Below are 19,658 nucleotides of genomic sequence, written 5' to 3' on the forward strand. Positions count from 1 at the left end.
ACGGGACCACCGCGGCCGGAGGACCGCGGCGCCGGTCCGACGGATGACCTTGAAGGGGGAAAGGGCCAGTGCCGGCACCACCGTCCCAGCCACGGCGGACCGTGGCGATCATCCTGTTGGACGGGATCGTCGCCACGGCCGGGAACGTGCGGCGCGCCCTCGTCGGCCCGGGCGACGGCTCGCGGCTCGCCCAGGTGGCCATCGCCGCCTCGCTGGGGGTGCTGCTGGCGACGGCGTACTCGATCGTCACGGTGCTGCGTACACCGGAGCGGCTGACCCCGGTCGCCGTCGAGCCGGGACCGGACGTGCCGGCCCCGGGCCCGATCATCACCGGGACGCCGGGTGAGCGGCCGGAGCCGACCACGGTCGCGCCCCGGACGTCCGCACCGTCCGCCACCACGGGCGCACCGCCGGCCGGTCGGCCGGCGGCTGTCCCGTCGCCCAGGCCGCCGGCGACCGCCGCCGGGCCGCCGCCCGCACCGGCCCCGCTGCGCGCCGACTTCGCCGTCGAGAAGACCGCCCTGCTCAGCTACGGTGCCGCGGTGACCATCAGCAACCCGGGTACGGCCACCGTGCCGAGCTGGGAACTGGTCATCGTGCTGCCTCGGGAGTCGCTCGAGGTGAGCTCGGTCACCGGCGCCCGGGCCAGCCGGCAGGGCGCGACGTGGACCTTCGTCCCGGAGGGGAGCACCGGCGTGCCCGGCCGCGGCGCGGCCCGGGTGACGTTCCGGGTGAACGGCGCGGCGATCAGCGCCACGCCGACGGCCTGCACCATCGACGGGACCGCCTGCACCGGTCTGTGACCGCCCCGGCGCGGAGCCGGCGGGTCAGGAGTCGGCGGTCGGGCGGCCGGCAGGGCCGTAGAGGCGCTCCCGGGCCTCCTGGGGCAGCGAACAGGCGGCGGTGCCGCCCGGCAGCCGGTGCCGGTTGCGGGCCACCCATCGGTACGCCGGCCAGGCCGCCACCCGGACCGGGGGGAGGCGCAGGCCCGCGCCGGCGACCCGCCACAACGGCGCGCTGTCAGCGAGCAGCTTGGCGATGGCGTCGGGGCCGGCGGCGCGGGAGCCGTCCGCGCCCACCCACTGCACCGCCTCCTCGCACTCGGCCTCCGTCAGCCCCAGTGCCGCCAGGTCGGCGAACTGCCAGGGCACCACGCGGGCACCGGTGGGGATCCGGCGCTCGATGAACTGCGCACAGCGGGTGCAGAACGCGCAGTCGCCGTCGTAGACGAAGGTCGACGTCTCCATGGCTCCCATCCTGCACCCGGCCGGCCCGCTCCGGTGACCGGTGTCCGGCGCGTCACTTGCACTTTGTTCGTACGCATGTTCGAATGAGGGCCATGCGCTGGGACAACCTCTCCGCTCCCCCGGATGAGGGGACTCCCGACGGGGCAGCGCCAGCGACTCCACCCCTGCCGCTGGCGCTCCCCGGCGCCGTCGCGCGGACCTTCGACACCCCCGGCTTCGCCGGCATGACCTTCTACGAGGTGCGCGCCAAGTCGATCATCAACCGGGTGCCCGGCCAGTCCCGCGTCCCGTTCGAGTGGACGATCAACCCCTATCGGGGCTGTTCCCATGCCTGTGTCTACTGCTTCGCCCGCAACACCCACACCTACCTCGACCTCGATGCCGGGGCGGACTTCGACCGGAAGGTGATCGTCAAGGTCAACGCGGGTGAGCTGGTCCGCCGGGAGCTGGCCGCGCCGCGCTGGCGCGGCGCGCACATCGCGATGGGCACCAACGTGGACTGCTACCAGCGGGCCGAGGGGCGCTACCGGCTCATGCCGCCGATCATCGAGGCGTTGCGCGACTTCGCGAACCCGTTCTCGATCCTGACCAAGGGCACGCTGCTCCTGCGCGACCTGCCGCTGCTGCGCCAGGCCGCCGAGGTGACCCGGGTGGGGCTGTCGTACTCGGTGGGCTTCGTCGACGAGGCGCTGTGGCGGGCGGTCGAGCCGGGCACGCCGAGCCCGCGCCGCCGGCTGGACGCGGTACGCCAGCTCACCGACGCCGGTTTCCAGGTCGGGGTACTGATGGCGCCGGTCCTGCCCGGGCTCAGCGACGACGACGAGTCGATCGACGCCACCGTGGCCGCGATCGCGGCGTCGGGGGCCACCAGTGTCACCCCGCTGCCGCTGCACCTGCGCCCCGGCGCCCGGGAGTGGTACGCGCACTGGCTGGCCCGGGAGTTCCCGCAGCTGGTCCCCCGCTACCGGCAGCTCTACCGATCCGGCGCGTACGCGCCCCAGGCCTATCAGCGGGAACTGACCGCGCGGGTGCGGATGGCCGCCCGCCGGCACGGACTGCACCGCGGCGAGACCGGCGAGAATCGCCGGCTGGCCGTTCCGCCGCCGCCACCCGTGGCCGAACAGCTCTCGCTCCTGTAGGCGCCCCCGCCTACGATCCGCTCGTGCGGGAGATCATCAACGCGGCGCTACCCCGCCAGCGCCACCTCGTCCTCCTCGGATTGGCGCTGGGCCTGGGCCTTGCGCTGGCGGCGATCGCGGCACGGTCTGTCGGTGGGGCGGTGGCGGGCCTGACCCTGCTGCCGATCCTGTTCTTCCTCGGGATGGCCGTCCGCGAGATAGTGCGTCAGCCCGGCCGGGAGGGGCTGCGGGTAGACGAGACGACCGGTTCCTTCTTCGCGCCGCCGCAGCCCGGCGTTCCCTTCGGCCCGGCGCTCTGCGGGTACTTCGTCTACTACACGCTCTACACCGTCGCGGGTTCCGCCGTGGACGCCTGGGACCGCTTCTTGATGCTGGCGTACCTGCTGGTCGCCGGCGGGCTCGCGATCGGGGCCTGGCGGCGGGTGCCGTTCGTGACGCTGACCGCCGAGGGCGTCTCCTCCGGCGCTCCGCGATCGATGATCGTGGTGCCGTGGGAGGCGATCGGCGCGGGCGCACCTACCGGGCCGGGAGCGGCCGGACGCTTCCTGCGGCTGCCGATCGCCCGCCCGGAACTGGTCCGCCGCCGCCTCGGGTGGTTGCGACTCGGCGCCTTCGTGCCGGTTCGGGAGCTGACCGTCGCGCCAGAATTCCTGGCCGCCGCGATCCGGCACTACGTCGCCCATCCCGAGCACCGGGCGACGATTGGCACCGTTCAGGAGTACGACCGGCTCCGGCGGGCGCTCGCCGGCGCTCCGCTGACCGGTCAGGTGTGACCCGGGGGACGGGGGACGCCAGCGGGGCTAGGCTCGGCGGATGCGTTCCGCTCAGCAGATCCTCGCCGACTCCGCCGTGATCGCCGTCGTGGGCGCGTCCCGCGACCCGGGTAAGGCCGCGCACCGGGTGCCGCTGGAGATGCAGCGCCACGGCTGGCGGATCATCCCGGTGAACCCGACGGTCGACGAACTCTTCGGCGAGAAGGCGTACCCGTCGCTGGCCGACATCCCGCACCCGGTCGACCTGGTCGACGTGTTCCGCCCGGCCCGGGACGCGGTCGAGGTGGTGCGGCAGGCGGTGGAGATCGGCGCACCGGCGGTGTGGTTGCAGCTCGGGATCGTCTCGCCGGAGGCGCGGCGGATCGCCGAGGCGGCGGGCATCGACTACGTCGAGGACCGCTGCCTGATCATCGAGCGGGCGGCCGGCGGCCTGAGCCGACGGGGCTGACCTCCGCTCAGGGCCGGGCCAGCACGGCGTAGTTTCCCGAACCGTCCGGTAGCGATCGGGCGCCATCCCGCTGTCCCCGTCGCGCGACGGACCGAAGGGCTGGCGGGTGACCCGTACCCTGCGGTCGTGTCCGTCTCCGGGCCGGCGGTGGCGCCGGCGCAGCCCCGCCGTGCTGAGCTCTGGTCCCGCCGGCTGCTCGCGCTCGTGGCCGGCGGCGCGGTCGCCGCGCTGGCCGCCCGGGTGCTGCTCGCGATCAAGGTGGCCGGCCCGGAAGACATCGGGGGCCTGGTGTGGGTGACGACCGGGGTGCACCTGGCGCAGCAGCGGTGGCGGCCCCGGCGCGACGGCCGGCTGGTCTGGCGGGCCCGGGTGAGCGGCCGGTACGGAACCGAGCCCGGGCTGGTGGCCGGGCGGTCCGCGGCGGGCTGGGTGGAGTTGGTCGCCGGCCGGCTCGCGGGAACGACGCTGGCGGTCGGCGTGATCTCGACCCTCCCCGCCGGATGGGACTGGGTCGGGGTCGGCCGGCCGGTGCTGCTGGGCGCGGTGGCGCTCGGCCTCGGCCAGGTCGCCTACCGGGAGGTCCGGTTCACGGGCCGGCTGGCGCTCACCGCGAGCGGGCTGCGCTACGGCTCGGCGTGGTACGCCTGGACCGAGGTCGAGGATGCTCGGCCGAACTCCCGGAACTGGCGGGACGGCGTGTGGCTGCGGCTGGACCCGGGCCGGCTGCTGCCGCAGGTGGTCGGCGGGCGGAGCGTGGCCGTGTCGGACGAGCGGCTGCTGGCGGCGATCGAGCAGTTCCGGCGCCGGCCGGAGGTGCTGGCGGTGGGGCTGCCGGTCGCCCCGCCGGAACCGGTGCTGCGGTCGGCCGGCGGGTGAGCGGCGCGGTGGTCGCCGCCGGGACCCGGCGGATCGCGGGCGGGGCGAGGATCGCCGGCGGGGCCCAGCTCGCCTGAGCGGCGGCTCAGCCGGCGGGTTCCGCCGGCTCGAAGATCAGATCGAGCTGGGCGTCGAGGGCGGCGAGCGCGGTCTCCGGCGGGTAGTGCCCGCCGAGCAGGTAGATCCCGAGTCCTTCCAGGACGGCCAGCAGGCCCACTGCGGCCCGGTCGGGGTCCACCCGCCGGTCGGCGGCCGGCGCACGCCGGATCTGTCCGGCGATGAAGGCCAGCAGGCCGGCGGTTTCCTGGTGCAGCGCCACCGCGACGGCCGGCCGCACCGCCGTGTACGCCAGGAAGGCCAGCGCCACCCTGCCGTCGGCCCGCCGCGCCTCGTCGAGGGGCAGCAGCTCGACCAGCATGGTTCGCAGGAGCGTGCGCGGGTCAGGGTCTTCGCCGAGCGCGGCGACCGCTCGGGTCACCCGGGCCTCGCTGTGCTCGTGGACCACCGACAGCGCGAAGGCCATCATCTCGTCCTTGGTGCGGAAGTAGTGCTGCACCATCCCGGCGGAGACGCCGGCCTCGGCCGCCACATGGCGCAGGCTCACCGCCTCCAGCCCGTGTTCGGCCGCGACCCGCATCAGCGCGTCGGCGATCAGCGTGCGGCGCTCCCGGTGATCGACCCGCTTCGGCATGACCTCATGTTTTCACAATACGACTGCATTGACACCCCGGCCGGCCGCCGGATACGTTGCAACTGCATTGGCAAGGCGGAAGGACGGGGGTGGCCGTGGGCAGGTGGAGCGGTCCCGGTGCGCTCGCAGTGCTGCGTCGCGTGGTGGCGTACGAGATCGGCATGTGGCTGAGCCTCGGTCGCTGGCTGCTGCGCCGGCCACCGGCGCTGGAGCCCGGGGCGGTGCCGTTCGGCTACGTCGGCGTGGTGAAACCGATCCTGATCGCCTTCATCGTCCTGTCGGCCATCGAGATCCCGATCTTCGACCTGATCCTCCAACACACCCTGCCGTGGCCGACGGTGCGGCACACCGTGCTGGCGCTCGGGATCTGGGGTCTGCTCTGGATGATCGGCCTCTTCGCCGCCCTCCGGATCCACCCGCACGCCGCCGGCGCCGAGGGCCTGCGCGTCCGCAACGGCTTCTCGGTGGACTTCCTGGTGCCGTGGACGGCCATCGCCCGGGTCGACGCCAGCTACCGCTCGGTGCCCGCCAGCCGGGCGGTGCAGATCGAGCCGGACGAGGCGCGAGTGATCCTGAACGTCGTCACCGGCAAGCAGACCAGCGTCGACCTCGTCCTGCGCGAGCCGCTCGACGTACGGCTGCCCAAGGGTCCGAGCGGGCCGGTGCACGAGATCCGCCTCTACGCCGACGACCCGGCCGCGCTCGTGACCCTCACGCGCCAGCATCTCGCCGTACGGCTGACCGGGACGGACGGCCCGGCGGCCTGACCGCGTGGCCCGCGCGCCGGCGACCGATGCGCGGGCCGCAGCGTCAGAGCTTGTACTCCTTGAGCAGGCCGCGGGAGATGATCGTCTTCTGGATCTCCGAGGTGCCCTCGCCGATGAGCAGGAACGGGGCCTCCCGCATCAACCGCTCGATCTCGTACTCCTTGGAGTAGCCGTAGCCGCCGTGGATGCGGAACGCCTCCTGCACGACCTCGGCGCAGTACTCGGAGGCGAGCAGCTTGGCCATGCCGGCCTCGACGTCGTTGCGCTGGCCGGCGTCCTTGAGCCGGGCGGCGTTGACCATGAGGGCGTGCGCCGCCTCGATCTTCGTACCCATCTCGGCGAGCTTGAAGGCGACGGCCTGGTGCTTCGCGAGGGGCTGGCCGAAGGTGCGGCGCTGCTGGGCGTACGCGACGGCCAGTTCGAAGGCGCGGATGGAGATGCCGCAGGCGCGGGCGGCCACGTTGACCCGGCCGACCTCGATTCCGTCCATCATCTGGTAGAAGCCGCGGCCGACCTTCTCCTCGCCGCCGAGCACGGCGGAGGCGGGCACGGTGACGCCGTCGAGCACCATCTCGGTGGTCTCGACGCCCTTGTAGCCCATCTTGTCGATCTTGCCGGGGATGGTCAGGCCGGGCGCGGTCTCACCGAAGCCGGGCTCCTTCTCCAGCAGGAAGGTGCTCATGTTGCCGTAGACGGAGTCGGCGCCGGTGTCGGTCTTGACCAGGGTGGCCACCACCGAGGAGTACGCCCCGTTGGTCAGCCACATCTTCTGGCCGTTGATGACGTAGTTGTCGCCGTCGCGGACGGCCCTCGACTTGATCGCGGAGACGTCGGAGCCGCACTCCGGCTCGGACATGGAGAAGGCGCCGCGCACCTCGCCGGTGGCCATCCGGGGCAGCAGCCGGGCCTTCTGGTCGGCCGAGCCATGCTGGGAGATCAGGTACGCCACGATGAAGTGGGTGTTGACGATGCCGGAGATCGACATCCAGCCCCGGGACAGCTCCTCCACCACTAGGGCGTAGGTCAGCAGGGACTCGCCGAGGCCGCCGTACTCCTCGTCGATGGTCAGGCCGAACAGGCCCATCTCGCGCATCCCGTCGAGGATGTCGCTGGGGTACTCGTCGGCGTGCTCCAGCCGCTGGGCGTGCGGAATGATCTCCTTGTCGGCGAACTCCCGGACGGTTTCCAGGATCGACCGCTGCACATCGGTCAGGCCGGGCGTCTGGGCGAGTCGGGCCATCTCAGCCTCCGAGGGATCGGCGCATTACTCGTGGGTAACTGAACGCTGAGTCAGTATCGGCCCCGCGCCCGGCGAGGCCAAGGTGACCAGTCCACACAACCGCTGTGAAAAGGTTCACCGCTGCGGGTAGCGTCCGCAAGAGAGAGGGCCGTTGAGCTGCGACGGAAGGGGCGAACGGGCGTGAGCCAACCACCCGGCGAGCCGGACCAGCCGCCGTCGCCGTACGAGCCGCCGGCCTACGGCCAGCCGTACGGGCAGCAGCCGCACCAACCGCACTGGGGGCAGCAGCCGCCAGGAGGGGCCCAGCCCCCGTACGCCCCGCAGCCGCCCTACGGGCAGTACGGCCCGCCCGGCGAGGCGCCGCGCCCGCACGGCGGGCCGAACGTACTCGCCATCCTGTCCCTGGTCTTCGCCTTCGTCTTCGCCCCCGCCGGGATCGTCCTCGGCCACCTGGCGAAGCGCCAGATCAAGCAGACCGGCGAGGAGGGCGACCAGCTCGCCACCTGGGGGCTGATCCTCAGCTACATCTTCACCGCGCTCGGACTGATCGCCTGCTGCGGCTGGATCGCCCTGGCCTGGTGGGCGAACTCCGACAACGGCAACTACGGCTGACCGTCAGCGGAACTCGGCCTCGCGGACGCTGTTGCCGCCGTCGACCACCAGCATCTGCCCGGTGATGTACGAGGCGGCCGGCGAGCAGAGGAAGGCGATCGCGGCGGCCACCTCGTCCGGCGTGCCGGGGCGGCCCACCGGGGTGCCGAGCCCCTGCTTGATCTCGGCGGCCGTCGACGCCGCGGTGTAGATGGTGCCCGGCGCGACCGCGTTGACCGTGACGCCGTCGGCGATCATCTCCATCGCCAGCGCCCGGGTCAGCCCCACCACACCCGCCTTCGCCGCCGCGTACGCGGCCTCGGTCGGCAGCGCGTTGACCGGGCCGGCGGTGGCGGACAGGTTCACGATGCGGCCCCAGCCCCGCTCGGCCATCCCGCCGATGAAGGCGCGGCTGCACAGGAACGCCGTGGTGAGGTTGCGGTCGATCTCGCCGCGCCACTCGTCGTAGCTGAGCTGGGCCACCGGCCGCAGCACCTCCGGGCTGGCCCGGCTGGCCAGGCCCGCGTTGTTCACCAGCACCTCGACGTCGCCGAGCTGCTCGGCCACCGCGTCGGCGAGGGCACCGACCTCGGACTCGTCGGTGAGGTCGGCAACGAAGCCGGTGACCCCCAGCTCGCCGGCACGCTCGTGGATCCGTCGGGTGGTGGAGACGATCGCCACCCGGGCGCCCAGGTCGGCGAGGCGGCGGGCGGTCGCGTACCCGATCCCGTCCGCACTGCCGGCACCGGTGACCAGCGCGACCCGGCCGTCCAGCCGCATGGTGACCGGTTCCGCCAGCGGCGCCGGCTGGTCCTGGTCGGCGGAGCCGGCCGGGAAGCTGACCCGGCTGCGGCGTGCCAGCCCCGGGCGACTCACGTCCCGTCGCGACCGACCGCCGCGCGCGTCAAGTGCCATGCCGCGATCCTGCCCGCTGTGGACGTCCCGGGCAACGCGGCACCCGGAAAGGCGGGCCTCGGACTTGTGCCGCGCTGGCTACCCTGACGGCACCCGAAGAGCTATGGAGATGACCCGATGAGCTATCCCCCACCGGCCGGTGGTTGGCACGACCCGTCCGCGCCCGGCCCGCATTCCGCGCCGCCGGCCGACCCGACGCTGCCAATGGGCGGCAACCCGGTCCCGACCCAGCCGACCCCGGCGGACCCCTACGCGCCCGCCGACCCGTATGCCGCACCGGGCTACCCGCCACCGCACGCCAACCCGTACGCCGCGCCGGGCTACCCGCCACCGCACGCCGACCCCTACGCGGCGGCCGGTTACCCGCCGCCGGCCTACCCGGCGTACCCCCCGCCGTCCGCCAAGACCAACGGGCTGGCCATCGCGGCGCTGGCGCTCGCGTTGCTCGGCTTCACCTCGTGCATCACCGCCCCGATCGGCGCGATCCTGGGGCACGTGGCCCGCAAGCAGATCCGGGAGACCGGCGAGCAGGGCGACGGCATGGCGAAGGCCGGTATCATCATCGGCTGGATCGTCACGGGCCTGATGGTGGTGCTGATCGCCGTCTACATCGTGGTGATCGTCATCGCCGTCAACTCGGACACCGGCGGCAGCACGTCCACCTTCTGACCCGGACGGGCCGCCCCGGTCGACCGGGGCGGCCCGTCCGGCAGTCACTCCGCAGGCGGGGTGAAGGACGAGGTACGGCTCATCCCGGCGGCGCGGCCCTTGGCGGCGACCACCAGCGCCATCTTGCGGGACGCCTCATCGATCATCTCGTCGCCGAGCATCACCGCGCCGAGCTTCCCGCCCGCCTCCGACGTGTACCAGTCGTACGCGTCGAGGATCAGCTCGGCGTGGTCGTAGTCGGCCTGGGCCGGCGAGTAGACCTCGTTCGCCGCGTCGATCTGGCCCGGGTGCAGCACCCACTTGCCGTCGAAGCCGAGCGCCGCCGAGCGCTTGGCCACCTCGCGGAACGCGTCCACGTCGCGGATCTGCAGGAACGGGCCGTCGATGGCCTGCTTGTCGTGCATCCGCGCGGCCATCAGGATGCGCATCAGGATGTAGTGGTAGGGGTCCCCCGGGTAGTCCGGGATCAGCGCGCCGACCACCAGCGACTTCATGTTGATCGAGGCCATGAAGTCGGCCGGGCCGAAGATGATCGTCTCGACCCGGGGCGAGGCGGCCGCGATCGCGTCGACGTTGACCAGCCCGGCCGCGTTCTCGATCTGCGCCTCGATGCCGATCCGACCGACCTCCAGGCCCAGGGTCTTCTCGATCTGGGTCAGCGTCAGGTCCAGCCACTGCACCTGGGCGGCGTTCTGCACCTTCGGCAGCATGATGCAGTCCAGGTTGGCGCCCGCGCCCTCGACCACCTCGATCACGTCCCGGTAGGTCCACGGCGTGGTCAGGTCGTTCACCCGGACCACCCGGGTCTTGCCGGCCCAGTCGCCCTCGTTCAGCGCGGCGACGATGTTCTTCCGGGCGTCCGGCTTGGCCAGCGGGGCGACCGCGTCCTCCAGGTCGAGGAAGACCTGGTCGGCGGGGAGGCCCTGGGCCTTGCCGAGCATCTTGACGCTGGAGCCGGGTACCGCGAGGCAGGACCGGCGGGGGCGACCGACAGCGGCCATGGATGCGCTCCTTCCAGCGTCCGGCGGGCACGCCGACGCCACCAGAAATTGACGAAACCGAGAACTTAACGATCCCAAAGGGCGTTGTGACGCCACGGTAACCTCGTCCCGTGACCGGGGTGAATGGACCTGTGGAAGATCTCACTGAGCGTCGGATCGTGGTGGTGACCGGGGCCAGCTCGGGCATCGGGCTGGCCGCCGCGGCCGACCTGGCGCGCCGCGGCGACCAGGTGGTCCTGGTCGGGCGGGACCCGGCCCGGCTCCAGGCCGCCGGGGACCGGGTGCGCGAGGCCAGCGGGGAGCGACCGGAGCTGTTCCGGGCCGACTTCGCCGTCCTCGACGACGTGCGCCGGCTCGCCGAGAAGCTGCGCGCCGCGTACGACCGGATCGACGTGCTGGCCAACAACGCCGGCGCGATCGTGCTCCAGCCGGTCAGCACGGTCGACGGCTTCGAGCTGAGCATGCAGGCCAACCACCTCGCCCCGTTCCTGCTCAGCAACCTGCTGCGGGACCGGATCGGCCGGATGGTGGTGACCGGCTCCGACGCACACCGCAGCGGCGTGCTCGACCCGGACGACCTGAACTCGGCCCTGCGCCACTACCGCCCGTTCCGCGCGTACGGCACCAGCAAGCAGGCGAACATCCTCTTCACCGCCGAGGCGGCCCGGCGCTGGCCCGAGGTGCCGGCGTACTCGTTCCACCCGGGCGTGGTGCACACCCGGTTCGGCAACGAGAGCAGGCTGGTCGCCCTGGGCATGCGGCTGCTGCCGTTCCGCAGCCCGGAGAAGGGCGCGGAGACCCTGGTCTGGCTGGCCAACCAGGACCCGTCCCGGTTGGTCAGCGGCGGCTACTACGCCGACCGGCGGCCCCACCGGCCGCGGTCCAAGGCGAGCGATCCCGCGCTGGCCGCCCGGCTGTGGGCGACGAGCGCCCGCGCGGTCGGCCTCGACGCCTAGCCGTTTCCGGGTGCCGGCGGGGCCGGTCCGCTGCGATACTCCGCCGCATGACCGACCACGAAGGAGCGAGCCTGCACGTCGGCGGCGCGGACGCGGAACTGTCCGCCCGGCTGGAACGGGAGCTGACCGCATTCAACAACGCCGCCACCGGCGCCGACGACGAGACCGACCTGTCGGTGCGGGTGGTCGACCCCGACGGTGAGCTGGTGGCCGGGCTGACCGGCTGGACCTGGGGCGGCCGGGCCGGGATCAACATGGTGTGGGTGCGCGACGACCAGCGGGGCGCGGGCTGGGGCGAGCGGCTGCTGCGGGCCGCCGAGGAGGAGGCCCGGCGGCGCGGCTGCACCGAGATCTCGGTGGCCTCGTTCTCGTTCCAGGCCCCGGACTTCTACCGGCGGCACGGCTACTCCGACACCGGGATCCGCGACGGCATCCCCGGCGGCCACGTCGACCACCAGTTCTGGAAGTCGCTGGTCGACGACCCGGCCGGGGTGCTCCAGGTGGTCGCGCTGGTCGACCTGAGCGCCGACGCCGAGATCGGCCGACGGTACGAGGACGCCGTGCTCGCCCTGCTCGGGCGGCACGGGGGCCGGCTGGAGCGGCGGCTGCGCACCGGGGACGGGCAGACCGAGGTGCACGTGATCCGGTTCGCCGCGCGGGCCGGCTACGACGCGTTCCTGGCCGACCCCGCGCGTGCCGCGCTCCGGGCCGGGCTGGGCGACGCCGCACCCACCACCCGGGTCCTCGAGGTCCGCGACGTCTGAGCGTCACTCGGAGACGTGCACCGGGACGCTGGTCACCACCACGCCGGGCAGCGACCGCAGGGCGGCGCGGAGCCGCTGCTCGACCCGGCTGTGCAGCAGCCGGTGCCGGCGGCGGCGCAGCACCACCTCCGGCACGATCACGGTCAGCGTCAGGTCCGGCCGGCCGGCGTGCAGCGCATCCAGGTAGTGGGCCAGCGGCCCGACCACCGACCGGTACGGCGACACGATCGTCTCCAGCCGCAGGTGGTCGCCCCAGGCCCGCCACTGCTCCCGGAACCGGTCCGCCTCCGCCTCCTCGGGAGCGATGTGCACCGCCAGCGTCGGCTGGCCCAGCGACGCCGCGTACGCCATGGCGCGCAGCGACGCCCGGTTCAGCCGGGCCACCGGCACGATCACCAGGTGGCGTACCTCCTGGGGGAGTTCCTCGCCCTCGGCGGAGCCCGCCGGTCCCGGCGGCGCGCCACCCGGCGGGGCTTCGGCGGGCGGCGGTGGGTGCAGCGCCAGGGCGTGTTCCAGCACGGTGTAGTGGTGGTGGATCCGGCGGGCGATCAGCACCAGCGCCGGCACCGCGATCACCACCACCCAGGCCCCCTCGCTGAACTTGCCGACCGCGGCGGTCAGCAGCACCAGCCCGGACAGCGTGGCGCCGACCGCGTTGAGCACCAGCCGGTGCCGCCAGCCCGGGTCCCGGTGGCGGCGCCAGTGCACCACCATGCCGGCCTGCGAGAGCGTGAAGGCGAGGAACACGCCGACGGCGTAGAGCGGGATCAGCGACTCGGTGTGCCCGCCGAACGCGACGAAGATGAGCGCCGCGGCCAGGGCCAACGCGACCAGGCCGTTGTTGAACGACAGCCGGTCCCCGAGATGCAGGAACCGGCGGGGTGCGTGGCCGTTTCGGGCCATGAAGAAGAGCAGCCGGGGAAAGTCGTTGAAGGCGGTGTTCGCCGCCAGCAGCAGGATCAGCGCGGTGGCGGCCTGCAGGCACGCGTACCAGGGGCCGGTGGGGAAGGTGAGCCGGCCGAGCTGGGACAGGATCGTCTGGTCCGGCCGGGGCACCAGCCCGTTCAGGTGGATCAGGCCGACCAGCCCGGCGAAGAGCAGCACCAGCATGGCGACCATCCAGCCGAGCGTGGTGCGGGCGTTGCGCCATTCGGTCGGGCGGAACGCGGGTATGGCGTTCGAGACCGCCTCGATGCCGGTCATCGACACCGCGCCGGAGGAGAACGCCCGGAGCACCAGCAGCAGGCCCAGCCCCTCCGCCGCCGGCACCGGCGGCGGCGGCACCGGCGCGAAGCCTCGGGTCGCCGCGCGGACGTAGCCGACCACCAGCAGGGCGAGGACCGCGGCCACGAAGGCGTACGTGGGCAGGACGAAGAGGTTGCCGGCGGTCCGGACCCCGCGCAGGTTCCCGGCGAGCAGCACGGCGATCACCAGCACCCCGAGCGGCACGGCGATCGGGGTCAGCCCGGGCAGCGCCGAGGTGACCGCGTGCACCCCGGCCGCGATCGACACCGACACGGTGAGCACGTAGTCGAGCATCAGCCCCGCCGCCGCCATGAGCCCGGCCGTCGTCCCCAGGTTGTCCCCGGCCACGATGTACGAGCCCGCCCCGTGCGGGTACGCCGGGATCGTCTGCCGGTAGGACAGCCCCACCGCGACCATCAGCACCACCAGCAGGGCGGCCAGCGGCAGGGAGAGCCCGAGCGTGGCCGTGCCGGCGAGCACCAGCACGGCCAGCATCGCCTCCGGCCCGTACGCGACCGAGCTGAGCAGGTCGGAGGAGAGGATCGGCAGGGCGACCAGCTTCCGCATCCGTTCGTAGAGCACGGCGGAACTGGACAGCGGCGGGCCGAACAGCGCCCGGCGCAGCCGGGTGAGCGCCCGCCCGGCGCGGGAGCCGGGCAGGTGGGCCGGCGCGGTGGTGCACAGCTCGCCCGGTTCCTCCACGGTGAACAGGTCGATCGGGGTCAGCCGCCCGAACCGGGTCGGCGCCGGGCCGGGCCGGTTGCGACCCAGGCTCGGGTCGAGGGGCAGCTCCGCCGCCCGGCGGGGGGTGCGCCAGCGTTCCCCGATCCGGCTCAGCACCGCCCGCTCATCGGGCTTGAGCGGCGGAAACTCGGCCGAGGGCGTGACGAGCGTGCCCCGATCGGGCTCACCGTCACCCCGCCGCTCCGCTCGCGCCCCCATTCTCCGCACTCTCACCGAAAGCGGCCGCCCGGTCCGGGCTTTCCGGGAAAAGCGCGCTGTCAGTCGGCGAGCGGGGCGGCGTCGGCGGGCAGCGGGACCGGCTCGGCGCGGCGGCCGGCGCGGGCGCCACCGACGATGACGACCGCCACGCCGGCCAGCAGCAGGGCCAGCCCGGGCAGCGCCAGCGCACGGGGCAGCTGACCGAGCCAGACCCAGGCGAGCAGGGCCGCGCCGGGCGCCTCCAGCAGGATCAGCACGCTGACCGTGGTGGCCGAGACCCGGTGCAGGGCGTAGTTGAACATCGAGTGGCCGAGCAGTTGGGCGCCGGCGACCAGGCCGAGGATGGCCAGCCAGGTGGTCGGGGGGTACCCGTGCAGGCGCACCCCGCCGAGCAGGCAGAGCACCAGCAGGATCGCCGCACAGACGCCGTAGCAGATCGTGGTGTAGGTGGTGGTGCTGATGGTGGCCCGGGCCCGCTCGCCGAAGGCGGTGTAGACCGCGGCGAACATGCCACCGGCGACGGCGAGCAGGTCACCGGCGAACGCCCGGCCGGAGACGGTGAAGTCGGCGCCGGTGGCCAGCGCCGCGCCGAACACGGCGACCGCGATGCCGGCCCAGACCGCCACCGGCAGCCGCCGGCCCTGCCACCGGGCGATCAGCCCCTGCCACACCGGCTGGGTGGCGCCCAGCGCGGTGGCCGCGGCGACCGAGGTGAGCTGCGCGCTCGGCATCCAGGTGGCGAAGTGCGCGGCCAGCGCCACCCCGGACAGGACGCAGTACAGCCCCTCCCGGCGGCCGGCCCCGACGGTCAGCGCGCGGAACTCGTCCCGCCGCCGGGCCAGCGAGAACGGGCCGAGCACGGTCAGCGAGAGCAGGTTGCGCCAGAAGGCGATGGCGAGCGCGGGCGCGGCGGCGAAGGCGACCAGCGGGGCGGACGAGGAGACGGCGGAGACGGCCAGCGCGAGCGCGCCGACGGTCAGCGCGTCGAGCGGCGGGCGGTACGGAGCGGACGACACGGAGAGCAATCCTCACACGAACAGCGGACACCACCGACCGTCAGGGTTCCGTTACGATCATGCGCGTCCCGGCGATCCTCCCCTCGACGTCCGGAGGCGCTCCCTCATGCCGAGGTACCAGGCCGTGCTCTTCGACTTCTTCGGCACGCTGACCCGCTGCGTCCAGCGCGGCCCGGCCCACCAGGTCACCGCCGAGCTGCTCGGCTGCCCGGCCGCCACCCTGACCGAGGTGCTCGACCGCACCTACTACCAGCGGGCCAGCGGACGGTTCGGCAACGCCGAGGCGACCCTGCGCTGGGTCTGCGCGCAGCTCGGCGTGCACCCCACCGACGCGACGGTCCGCGCCGCTGTCGCCTCCCGCCACCGGGCCGTACGCGCCGACACGCGGTTGCGCGACGAGGCCGTGCCGGTGCTGGCCGCGCTGCGCCGGCGGGGTGTCCGCACCGGGCTGATCAGCGACTGCACGCACGAGCTGCCGGCGTTCCTGCCGCAGCTCGCGGTCGCGCCACTGCTCGACGTACGCGTCTTCTCGGTCCAGGTCGGGTGCTGCAAGCCGGACCCGACGCTCTACCTGGCCGCCTGCCACCGGCTCGACCTCACCCCGGCCGACTGCCTCTACGTCGGCGACGGCGGCAGCCAGGAGCTGACCGGCGCGGAACGGGCCGGCATGACCGCGGTCCGGCTCGCCGCGCCGGACCTGGCCGACCACATGGTCTTCAACGCGGACCGGTCCTGGCACGGCCCGCTCCTCACCTCGCTGGCCGAACTGCTCGACCTGCTCGACCCGCTCCCCGCGCCGGTGCGGTGAGGGGTAAGGAAGGGCCCCTGCTTAACGCGTCCGGTAGAGAGGGGAACCCTTCTCACGCCGGTGGCACGCTCAGCGGCGGCGGACCTTGTGCAGCCGGAACGGCTTGCGGGTGGCCTGGACCACCGGCGCTGGCCGGGGCGGCTCGGCCAGCGAGTCGGCCGGCAGGTCGGCGCCGGCGACCGGCGTGCCCGCCGGGCTCAGCCGGTTGAGCGCGCAGCCCCGCTCGGCCCAGCGGGCCACCAGGTCGGCGGTGGGGCCGGAGGCGTTGAGCCGCTTCGCCGCGACCAGCGGCGCGGCCGCGTCCCACTCCTCGGTGCCCGGCCGGAGCCGGGTCACCCGGGCCGGCCAGGTGACGATCCGGCCGCCGTGGTCGCCGCGCAGGATCACCTCCGCGGCGTCCGCGTCGGCCAGGCCGGGCGCGGACTGCTCGCCGGGACCGGTGACCACCAGGAGCGCGCCGTCGAGCGGCAGGCACCACAGCCCGTACGCCGGGCCGCCGCCGACGCTCACCCAGCAGACGGCCGCCTTCTTCACCGCCTCGTCCACCAGGGGCGTGCTGACCCGCTCGTCCACCTCGTCGCTCACTCCGGCATCCTCCCGCATCCCCGCCGTCCGGACCGTCAACAGGGGGCCCCTGCTCTACCGCAGGCGTTAAGAAGGGGCCCTTCCTTGCACGTCAGCCCACGAAGGGCGGGACGGCGATCTCACCGCGGGCCACCGGCATCACGTGGCCGCTGACCGTCGCGCCCAGCGCCACCCCGCCGGCGGCGGTCACCGTGCAGGCCAGCGCCGACGGCCGGTTGATCTCGATGCCCTGGCGGATCGCGTACTCGGCGCGGCCGTCGCCGGGCAGCAGGCCGCTGGCGACCAGCCAGACGCCCAGGCCGAGGGCGGCCGAGCCGGTGGCCGGGTCCTCCGGTACGCCGAGCCCGGGCACGAAGACCCGGGCGTGCGCGGTTTGCGTGGCCGCGTCCCAGGAGAAGACGCTGACATGCTCCACGCCGTACCGCTCCGCCGCCGCCGCGTTCATCCGGGCGCGGGCGACCGCGTCGGGGCGTACCGGAAGGTAGGGGAACTCCAGGCCGCAGCCGGCGACCCGGGGTGCCGGGCCGGCGTGGTCGGCGGCAGTGAGGCCGACCATCTCCAGCAGCGGCTCCGGATCCAGTTCCGGACCGAGGGTGGGCGTGCCGCCGGTGAGGGTCGCGCCGGTGGCGGTCACCTCGATGGGCAGCACCCCGGCACCGCACTCCTGGGTGACCCGGCCCGCCGCGAACAGCCCGCGACGGCTGGCGGTCACCGCGGCGCCCACGCTGGGGTGACCGGCGAACGGCAGCTCGTCGGCCGGGGTGAAGATCCGCGCCCGGTACGTCGCGCCGACCTGGGTCGGCGGCAGCACGAACACCGTCTCCGACAGGTTGAACTCCAACGCGAGCGCCTGCATCTGCTCGGTGGCCAGCCCTTCGGCGCCGAACACCACCGCCAGCGGGTTGCCGGCGAAGGGGCGATCGGTGAAGACGTCCACGATCTCGTAGGCCAAGGTCGACATGTTGATAAACACTAGGCCCTTAGGCTGGTGCCCGTGAGCACGCCGAACCGGGTCTACATCGCTCGACTCGCCGGAGTCGCCGTCTTCGACCCGAACGGTGACCAGGTGGGCCGGATCCGTGACGCGGTCGCCCGGATGCGGCCGACCCAGCGCCCGCCGGAGGTGGTGGGACTGGTCGCGGAGATGCCGATGCGCCGGCGCATCTTCCTCTCCATCAACCGGATCACCTCCATCGATCCGGGGGCGGTCGTGCTCGGCAGCGGCACCCTCAACCTGCGCCGCTTCGAGAAGCGCCCCAACGAGGTGCTGGTGCTCCAGGAGCTGCTGGACCGCCGGGTCCAGCTCGACACCGGGCAGGCCGGCACGGTGGTCGACGTGGCGATGGAGTGCAGCCGGGGCGGCGAGTGGTCGCTGAGCCGGGTCGCGGTCCGCGAGCAGACCAGCCGCCTCACCCGCCGCGGCCACCTGCATCAGGTGGACTGGGACCGGGTACGCGGCCTCGGCGGCCTCGGCGACGCCCGGGGTACGGCGAACCTGCTCGCGGTGCTGGAGGACATGCGCCCGGCCGACCTGGCCAACGCGTTGCAGGACCTGCCGGACGCCCGGCGCAACGAGGTGGCGGCGGCGCTGGACGACGAACGCCTGGCCGACGTGCTCAGCGAGCTGCCCGAGCACGACCAGGTGGAGATCCTGGCCGCGCTGGACCGGGAACGCGCCGCGGACGTGCTGGAGGAGATGGACCCGGACGACGCGGCCGACCTGCTCAACGAGCTGCCCCCGCCCGAGCAGGACGTGCTGCTCGACCTGATGGAGCCGGACGAGGCCGACCCGGTGCGCCAGTTGCTCCGCTACGCCTCCGGCACCGCCGGCAGCGTGATGACCTCGGAGCCGGTGATCCTGCCGCCGGACGCCACGGTGGCCGAGGCCCTCGCGCGGATCCGGGAGCCGCAGCTCTCCCCGGCGGTGGCCGCGCAGGTCTTCGTGGCCCGCGCCCCGCTGACCACGCCGACCGGGCGCTACCTGGGCATGGTCCACTTCCAACGGCTGCTCCGCGAGCCCCCGGCCGACCTGCTCGGCGGGGTGGTGGTCAACGACATCGACCCGCTCCGGCCGACCACCCCGCTGCCCGAGATCACCCGCCGGATGGCCACCTACGACCTGGTCGCCATGCCGGTGGTGGACCGGACCAACCGGCTGGTCGGCGCGGTCACCGTGGACGACGTGCTGGACCACTCGCTGCCGCCCGACTGGCGGGAGCGGGACGCCGTGCCGACCGCGCCCGCCACCGACGAGGAGACCCTGGACGGCACCCATGGCTGATCAGCGACGAGCCGAGCGGCTGGACCAGCCGCGGGCGCCCCGGGGGCTCCGGCTGCCCCGGATCGACCAGGAGACCTTCGGCCGGGTGTCCGAGGGGATCGCCCGGGGCATGGGTACGGCGAACTTCCTCGTCTACATGACCCTGGTCCTCGCGGCCTGGTTCCTGTGGAACACGCTCGCCCCGGCGAACCTGCGCTTCGACCCGTACACGTTCACGTTCCTGACCCTGGTGCTCTCGCTCCAGGCGTCGTACGCGGCCCCGCTGATCCTGCTCGCGCAGAACCGGCAGGCGGACCGGGACCGGGTGGCGCTGGAGGAGGACCGGCGGCGGGCCACCGCGCAGAAGGCCGACACCGAGTACCTGGCCCGGGAGATCGCCGCGCTGCGCATCGCGATGGGCGAGGTCGCCACCCGGGACTTCCTCCGCTCGGAGCTGGCTCGGCTGGCCGAGGAGCTGGACGAGGCGGCGGAGCGCCGGCGGAAGCTGGAGCGCCGGCAGCAGGGGCGGGAGCCCCGGCGGCCGGCCGGCGGGGAGCCGCTCGACGAGCCCCGCGACGACCTGGACGGCGACTACGCCCACGACGGGCGCTTCGAGGGCTGAACGGGCCGCCGACAATATTGAACGCCGCGCGCCTCAAGGGGCCAGGCGAGCGGCGTTCGCCTCAATCGTCCCACTTCGCGGCGCGACCCGTCCAGCCCTCGGG

22 protein-coding genes are annotated in these 19,658 nt (G+C 73.8%); 13 read left to right on the forward strand and 9 right to left on the reverse strand.

What is annotated here, in order from left to right:
• Positions 1-101 precede the first annotated feature (101 nt).
• Positions 102-803, forward strand: coding sequence for a cellulose binding domain-containing protein (locus Q2K19_RS07750; protein ID WP_302768867.1), 702 nt, complete (start codon positions 102-104; stop codon positions 801-803).
• 24 nt (positions 804-827) lie between these two features.
• On the opposite strand, the gene Q2K19_RS07755 is transcribed toward Q2K19_RS07750, so the two are convergent.
• Complete coding sequence (locus Q2K19_RS07755) at positions 828-1,247, reverse strand: thiol-disulfide oxidoreductase DCC family protein (RefSeq protein ID WP_302768870.1); 420 nt, start codon at positions 1,245-1,247, stop codon at positions 828-830.
• 92 nt (positions 1,248-1,339) lie between these two features.
• Between Q2K19_RS07755 and Q2K19_RS07760 the strand changes: the two genes are divergently transcribed.
• The 4 genes from Q2K19_RS07760 to Q2K19_RS07775 all read left to right on the forward strand — a co-directional run bounded on the left by Q2K19_RS07760 (position 1,340) and on the right by Q2K19_RS07775 (position 4,483).
• Positions 1,340-2,386, forward strand: coding sequence for an Rv2578c family radical SAM protein (locus tag Q2K19_RS07760; protein WP_302772336.1), 1,047 nt, complete (start codon positions 1,340-1,342; stop codon positions 2,384-2,386).
• A gap of 23 nt (positions 2,387-2,409) precedes the next feature.
• On the forward strand, positions 2,410-3,159 hold the full coding sequence (locus tag Q2K19_RS07765; protein ID WP_302768873.1) for a hypothetical protein: 750 nt from the start codon (positions 2,410-2,412) through the stop codon (positions 3,157-3,159).
• A gap of 40 nt (positions 3,160-3,199) precedes the next feature.
• Positions 3,200-3,607, forward strand: coding sequence for a CoA-binding protein (locus tag Q2K19_RS07770; RefSeq protein ID WP_302768875.1), 408 nt, complete (start codon positions 3,200-3,202; stop codon positions 3,605-3,607).
• A gap of 126 nt (positions 3,608-3,733) precedes the next feature.
• A complete protein-coding gene (locus Q2K19_RS07775; protein WP_302768877.1) occupies positions 3,734-4,483 on the forward strand; it encodes a hypothetical protein in 750 nt (249 codons plus the stop codon).
• Between the two features lie 85 nt (positions 4,484-4,568).
• Here Q2K19_RS07775 and Q2K19_RS07780 read toward each other — a convergent pair whose 3' ends face one another.
• Complete coding sequence (locus Q2K19_RS07780; RefSeq protein ID WP_302768879.1) at positions 4,569-5,174, reverse strand: TetR/AcrR family transcriptional regulator; 606 nt, start codon at positions 5,172-5,174, stop codon at positions 4,569-4,571.
• Positions 5,175-5,263: 89 nt separating this feature from the next.
• On the opposite strand from Q2K19_RS07780, the gene Q2K19_RS07785 reads away from it, so the two are divergent.
• Entirely contained in the window at positions 5,264-5,941 is a 678-nt protein-coding gene (locus Q2K19_RS07785) for a hypothetical protein (protein WP_302768881.1), read from the forward strand.
• Positions 5,942-5,984: 43 nt separating this feature from the next.
• Here Q2K19_RS07785 and Q2K19_RS07790 read toward each other — a convergent pair whose 3' ends face one another.
• Entirely contained in the window at positions 5,985-7,181 is a 1,197-nt protein-coding gene (locus Q2K19_RS07790; RefSeq protein ID WP_302768883.1) for an acyl-CoA dehydrogenase family protein, read from the reverse strand.
• A 180-nt stretch (positions 7,182-7,361) separates the two neighbouring features.
• Between Q2K19_RS07790 and Q2K19_RS07795 the strand changes: the two genes are divergently transcribed.
• Positions 7,362-7,793: a DUF4190 domain-containing protein gene (locus tag Q2K19_RS07795; protein ID WP_302768886.1), complete on the forward strand. Its 432-nt coding sequence runs from the start codon at positions 7,362-7,364 to the stop codon at positions 7,791-7,793.
• A 3-nt stretch (positions 7,794-7,796) separates the two neighbouring features.
• Here the strand turns inward: Q2K19_RS07795 and Q2K19_RS07800 are convergent, their stop codons facing one another.
• A complete protein-coding gene (locus Q2K19_RS07800) occupies positions 7,797-8,687 on the reverse strand; it encodes an SDR family NAD(P)-dependent oxidoreductase (protein WP_302768888.1) in 891 nt (296 codons plus the stop codon).
• A 117-nt stretch (positions 8,688-8,804) separates the two neighbouring features.
• Here Q2K19_RS07800 and Q2K19_RS07805 point away from each other — a divergent pair, with 117 nt between their 5' ends.
• Positions 8,805-9,356, forward strand: a complete 552-nt coding sequence (locus Q2K19_RS07805) for a DUF4190 domain-containing protein (protein ID WP_302768891.1) — start codon at positions 8,805-8,807, stop codon at positions 9,354-9,356.
• A 44-nt stretch (positions 9,357-9,400) separates the two neighbouring features.
• On the opposite strand, the gene Q2K19_RS07810 is transcribed toward Q2K19_RS07805, so the two are convergent.
• Positions 9,401-10,357 carry an HpcH/HpaI aldolase/citrate lyase family protein gene (locus tag Q2K19_RS07810; RefSeq protein ID WP_302768893.1) on the reverse strand — a complete coding sequence of 319 codons (957 nt, stop codon included), beginning with the start codon at positions 10,355-10,357 and terminating at the stop codon, positions 9,401-9,403.
• A gap of 131 nt (positions 10,358-10,488) precedes the next feature.
• On the opposite strand from Q2K19_RS07810, the gene Q2K19_RS07815 reads away from it, so the two are divergent.
• The gene (locus tag Q2K19_RS07815; RefSeq protein ID WP_302768895.1) at positions 10,489-11,313 is read left to right on the forward strand and encodes an SDR family NAD(P)-dependent oxidoreductase; all 825 of its coding nucleotides are present in this window, start codon (positions 10,489-10,491) and stop codon (positions 11,311-11,313) included.
• Between the two features lie 47 nt (positions 11,314-11,360).
• On the forward strand, positions 11,361-12,077 hold the full coding sequence (locus tag Q2K19_RS07820) for a GNAT family N-acetyltransferase (RefSeq protein ID WP_302768898.1): 717 nt from the start codon (positions 11,361-11,363) through the stop codon (positions 12,075-12,077).
• Positions 12,078-12,080: 3 nt separating this feature from the next.
• Here the strand turns inward: Q2K19_RS07820 and Q2K19_RS07825 are convergent, their stop codons facing one another.
• Positions 12,081-14,264, reverse strand: coding sequence for an APC family permease (locus Q2K19_RS07825; RefSeq protein ID WP_302768901.1), 2,184 nt, complete (start codon positions 14,262-14,264; stop codon positions 12,081-12,083).
• Between the two features lie 59 nt (positions 14,265-14,323).
• The gene (locus Q2K19_RS07830; protein ID WP_446839680.1) at positions 14,324-15,289 is read right to left on the reverse strand and encodes a DMT family transporter; all 966 of its coding nucleotides are present in this window, start codon (positions 15,287-15,289) and stop codon (positions 14,324-14,326) included.
• Positions 15,290-15,386: 97 nt separating this feature from the next.
• Here Q2K19_RS07830 and Q2K19_RS07835 point away from each other — a divergent pair, with 97 nt between their 5' ends.
• Entirely contained in the window at positions 15,387-16,088 is a 702-nt protein-coding gene (locus Q2K19_RS07835; RefSeq protein WP_302768907.1) for an HAD family hydrolase, read from the forward strand.
• A 69-nt stretch (positions 16,089-16,157) separates the two neighbouring features.
• Here Q2K19_RS07835 and Q2K19_RS07840 read toward each other — a convergent pair whose 3' ends face one another.
• Both Q2K19_RS07840 and Q2K19_RS07845 read right to left on the reverse strand, forming a co-directional pair.
• Positions 16,158-16,691 carry a hypothetical protein gene (locus Q2K19_RS07840; protein WP_302768909.1) on the reverse strand — a complete coding sequence of 178 codons (534 nt, stop codon included), beginning with the start codon at positions 16,689-16,691 and terminating at the stop codon, positions 16,158-16,160.
• 73 nt (positions 16,692-16,764) lie between these two features.
• Positions 16,765-17,634 (reverse strand): PhzF family phenazine biosynthesis protein, encoded by an 870-nt coding sequence (locus Q2K19_RS07845; protein WP_302768910.1) that lies wholly within the window; start codon positions 17,632-17,634, stop codon positions 16,765-16,767.
• A gap of 33 nt (positions 17,635-17,667) precedes the next feature.
• On the opposite strand from Q2K19_RS07845, the gene Q2K19_RS07850 reads away from it, so the two are divergent.
• Positions 17,668-18,954 (forward strand): magnesium transporter MgtE N-terminal domain-containing protein, encoded by a 1,287-nt coding sequence (locus Q2K19_RS07850; protein WP_302768913.1) that lies wholly within the window; start codon positions 17,668-17,670, stop codon positions 18,952-18,954.
• Positions 18,947-19,555, forward strand: a complete 609-nt coding sequence (locus tag Q2K19_RS07855) for a DUF1003 domain-containing protein (protein ID WP_302768915.1) — start codon at positions 18,947-18,949, stop codon at positions 19,553-19,555. Before Q2K19_RS07850 ends, Q2K19_RS07855 begins: the two co-directional genes overlap by 8 nt.
• Positions 19,556-19,658 lie beyond the last annotated feature (103 nt).

This window comes from Micromonospora sp. NBRC 110009, from assembly GCF_030518795.1.
Classification (GTDB): domain Bacteria; phylum Actinomycetota; class Actinomycetes; order Mycobacteriales; family Micromonosporaceae; genus Micromonospora.

What these genes read in the sequence shown, in the direction of transcription:
- Q2K19_RS07755 (WP_302768870.1), bottom strand. Translation starts at nt 1,247, where the DNA reads ATGGAGACGTCGACCTTCGTCTACGACGGCGACTGCGCGTTCTGCACC.
- Q2K19_RS07845 (WP_302768910.1), bottom strand. Translation starts at nt 17,634, where the DNA reads ATGTCGACCTTGGCCTACGAGATCGTGGACGTCTTCACCGATCGCCCC.
- Q2K19_RS07825 (WP_302768901.1), bottom strand. Translation starts at nt 14,264, where the DNA reads ATGGGGGCGCGAGCGGAGCGGCGGGGTGACGGTGAGCCCGATCGGGGC.
- Q2K19_RS07800 (WP_302768888.1), bottom strand. Translation starts at nt 8,687, where the DNA reads ATGGCACTTGACGCGCGCGGCGGTCGGTCGCGACGGGACGTGAGTCGC.
- Q2K19_RS07760 (WP_302772336.1), top strand. Translation starts at nt 1,340, where the DNA reads ATGCGCTGGGACAACCTCTCCGCTCCCCCGGATGAGGGGACTCCCGAC.
- Q2K19_RS07840 (WP_302768909.1), bottom strand. Translation starts at nt 16,691, where the DNA reads ATGCGGGAGGATGCCGGAGTGAGCGACGAGGTGGACGAGCGGGTCAGC.
- Q2K19_RS07820 (WP_302768898.1), top strand. Translation starts at nt 11,361, where the DNA reads ATGACCGACCACGAAGGAGCGAGCCTGCACGTCGGCGGCGCGGACGCG.
- Q2K19_RS07780 (WP_302768879.1), bottom strand. Translation starts at nt 5,174, where the DNA reads ATGCCGAAGCGGGTCGATCACCGGGAGCGCCGCACGCTGATCGCCGAC.
- Q2K19_RS07835 (WP_302768907.1), top strand. Translation starts at nt 15,387, where the DNA reads ATGCCGAGGTACCAGGCCGTGCTCTTCGACTTCTTCGGCACGCTGACC.
- Q2K19_RS07805 (WP_302768891.1), top strand. Translation starts at nt 8,805, where the DNA reads ATGAGCTATCCCCCACCGGCCGGTGGTTGGCACGACCCGTCCGCGCCC.
- Q2K19_RS07855 (WP_302768915.1), top strand. Translation starts at nt 18,947, where the DNA reads ATGGCTGATCAGCGACGAGCCGAGCGGCTGGACCAGCCGCGGGCGCCC.
- Q2K19_RS07770 (WP_302768875.1), top strand. Translation starts at nt 3,200, where the DNA reads ATGCGTTCCGCTCAGCAGATCCTCGCCGACTCCGCCGTGATCGCCGTC.
- Q2K19_RS07810 (WP_302768893.1), bottom strand. Translation starts at nt 10,357, where the DNA reads ATGGCCGCTGTCGGTCGCCCCCGCCGGTCCTGCCTCGCGGTACCCGGC.
- Q2K19_RS07790 (WP_302768883.1), bottom strand. Translation starts at nt 7,181, where the DNA reads ATGGCCCGACTCGCCCAGACGCCCGGCCTGACCGATGTGCAGCGGTCG.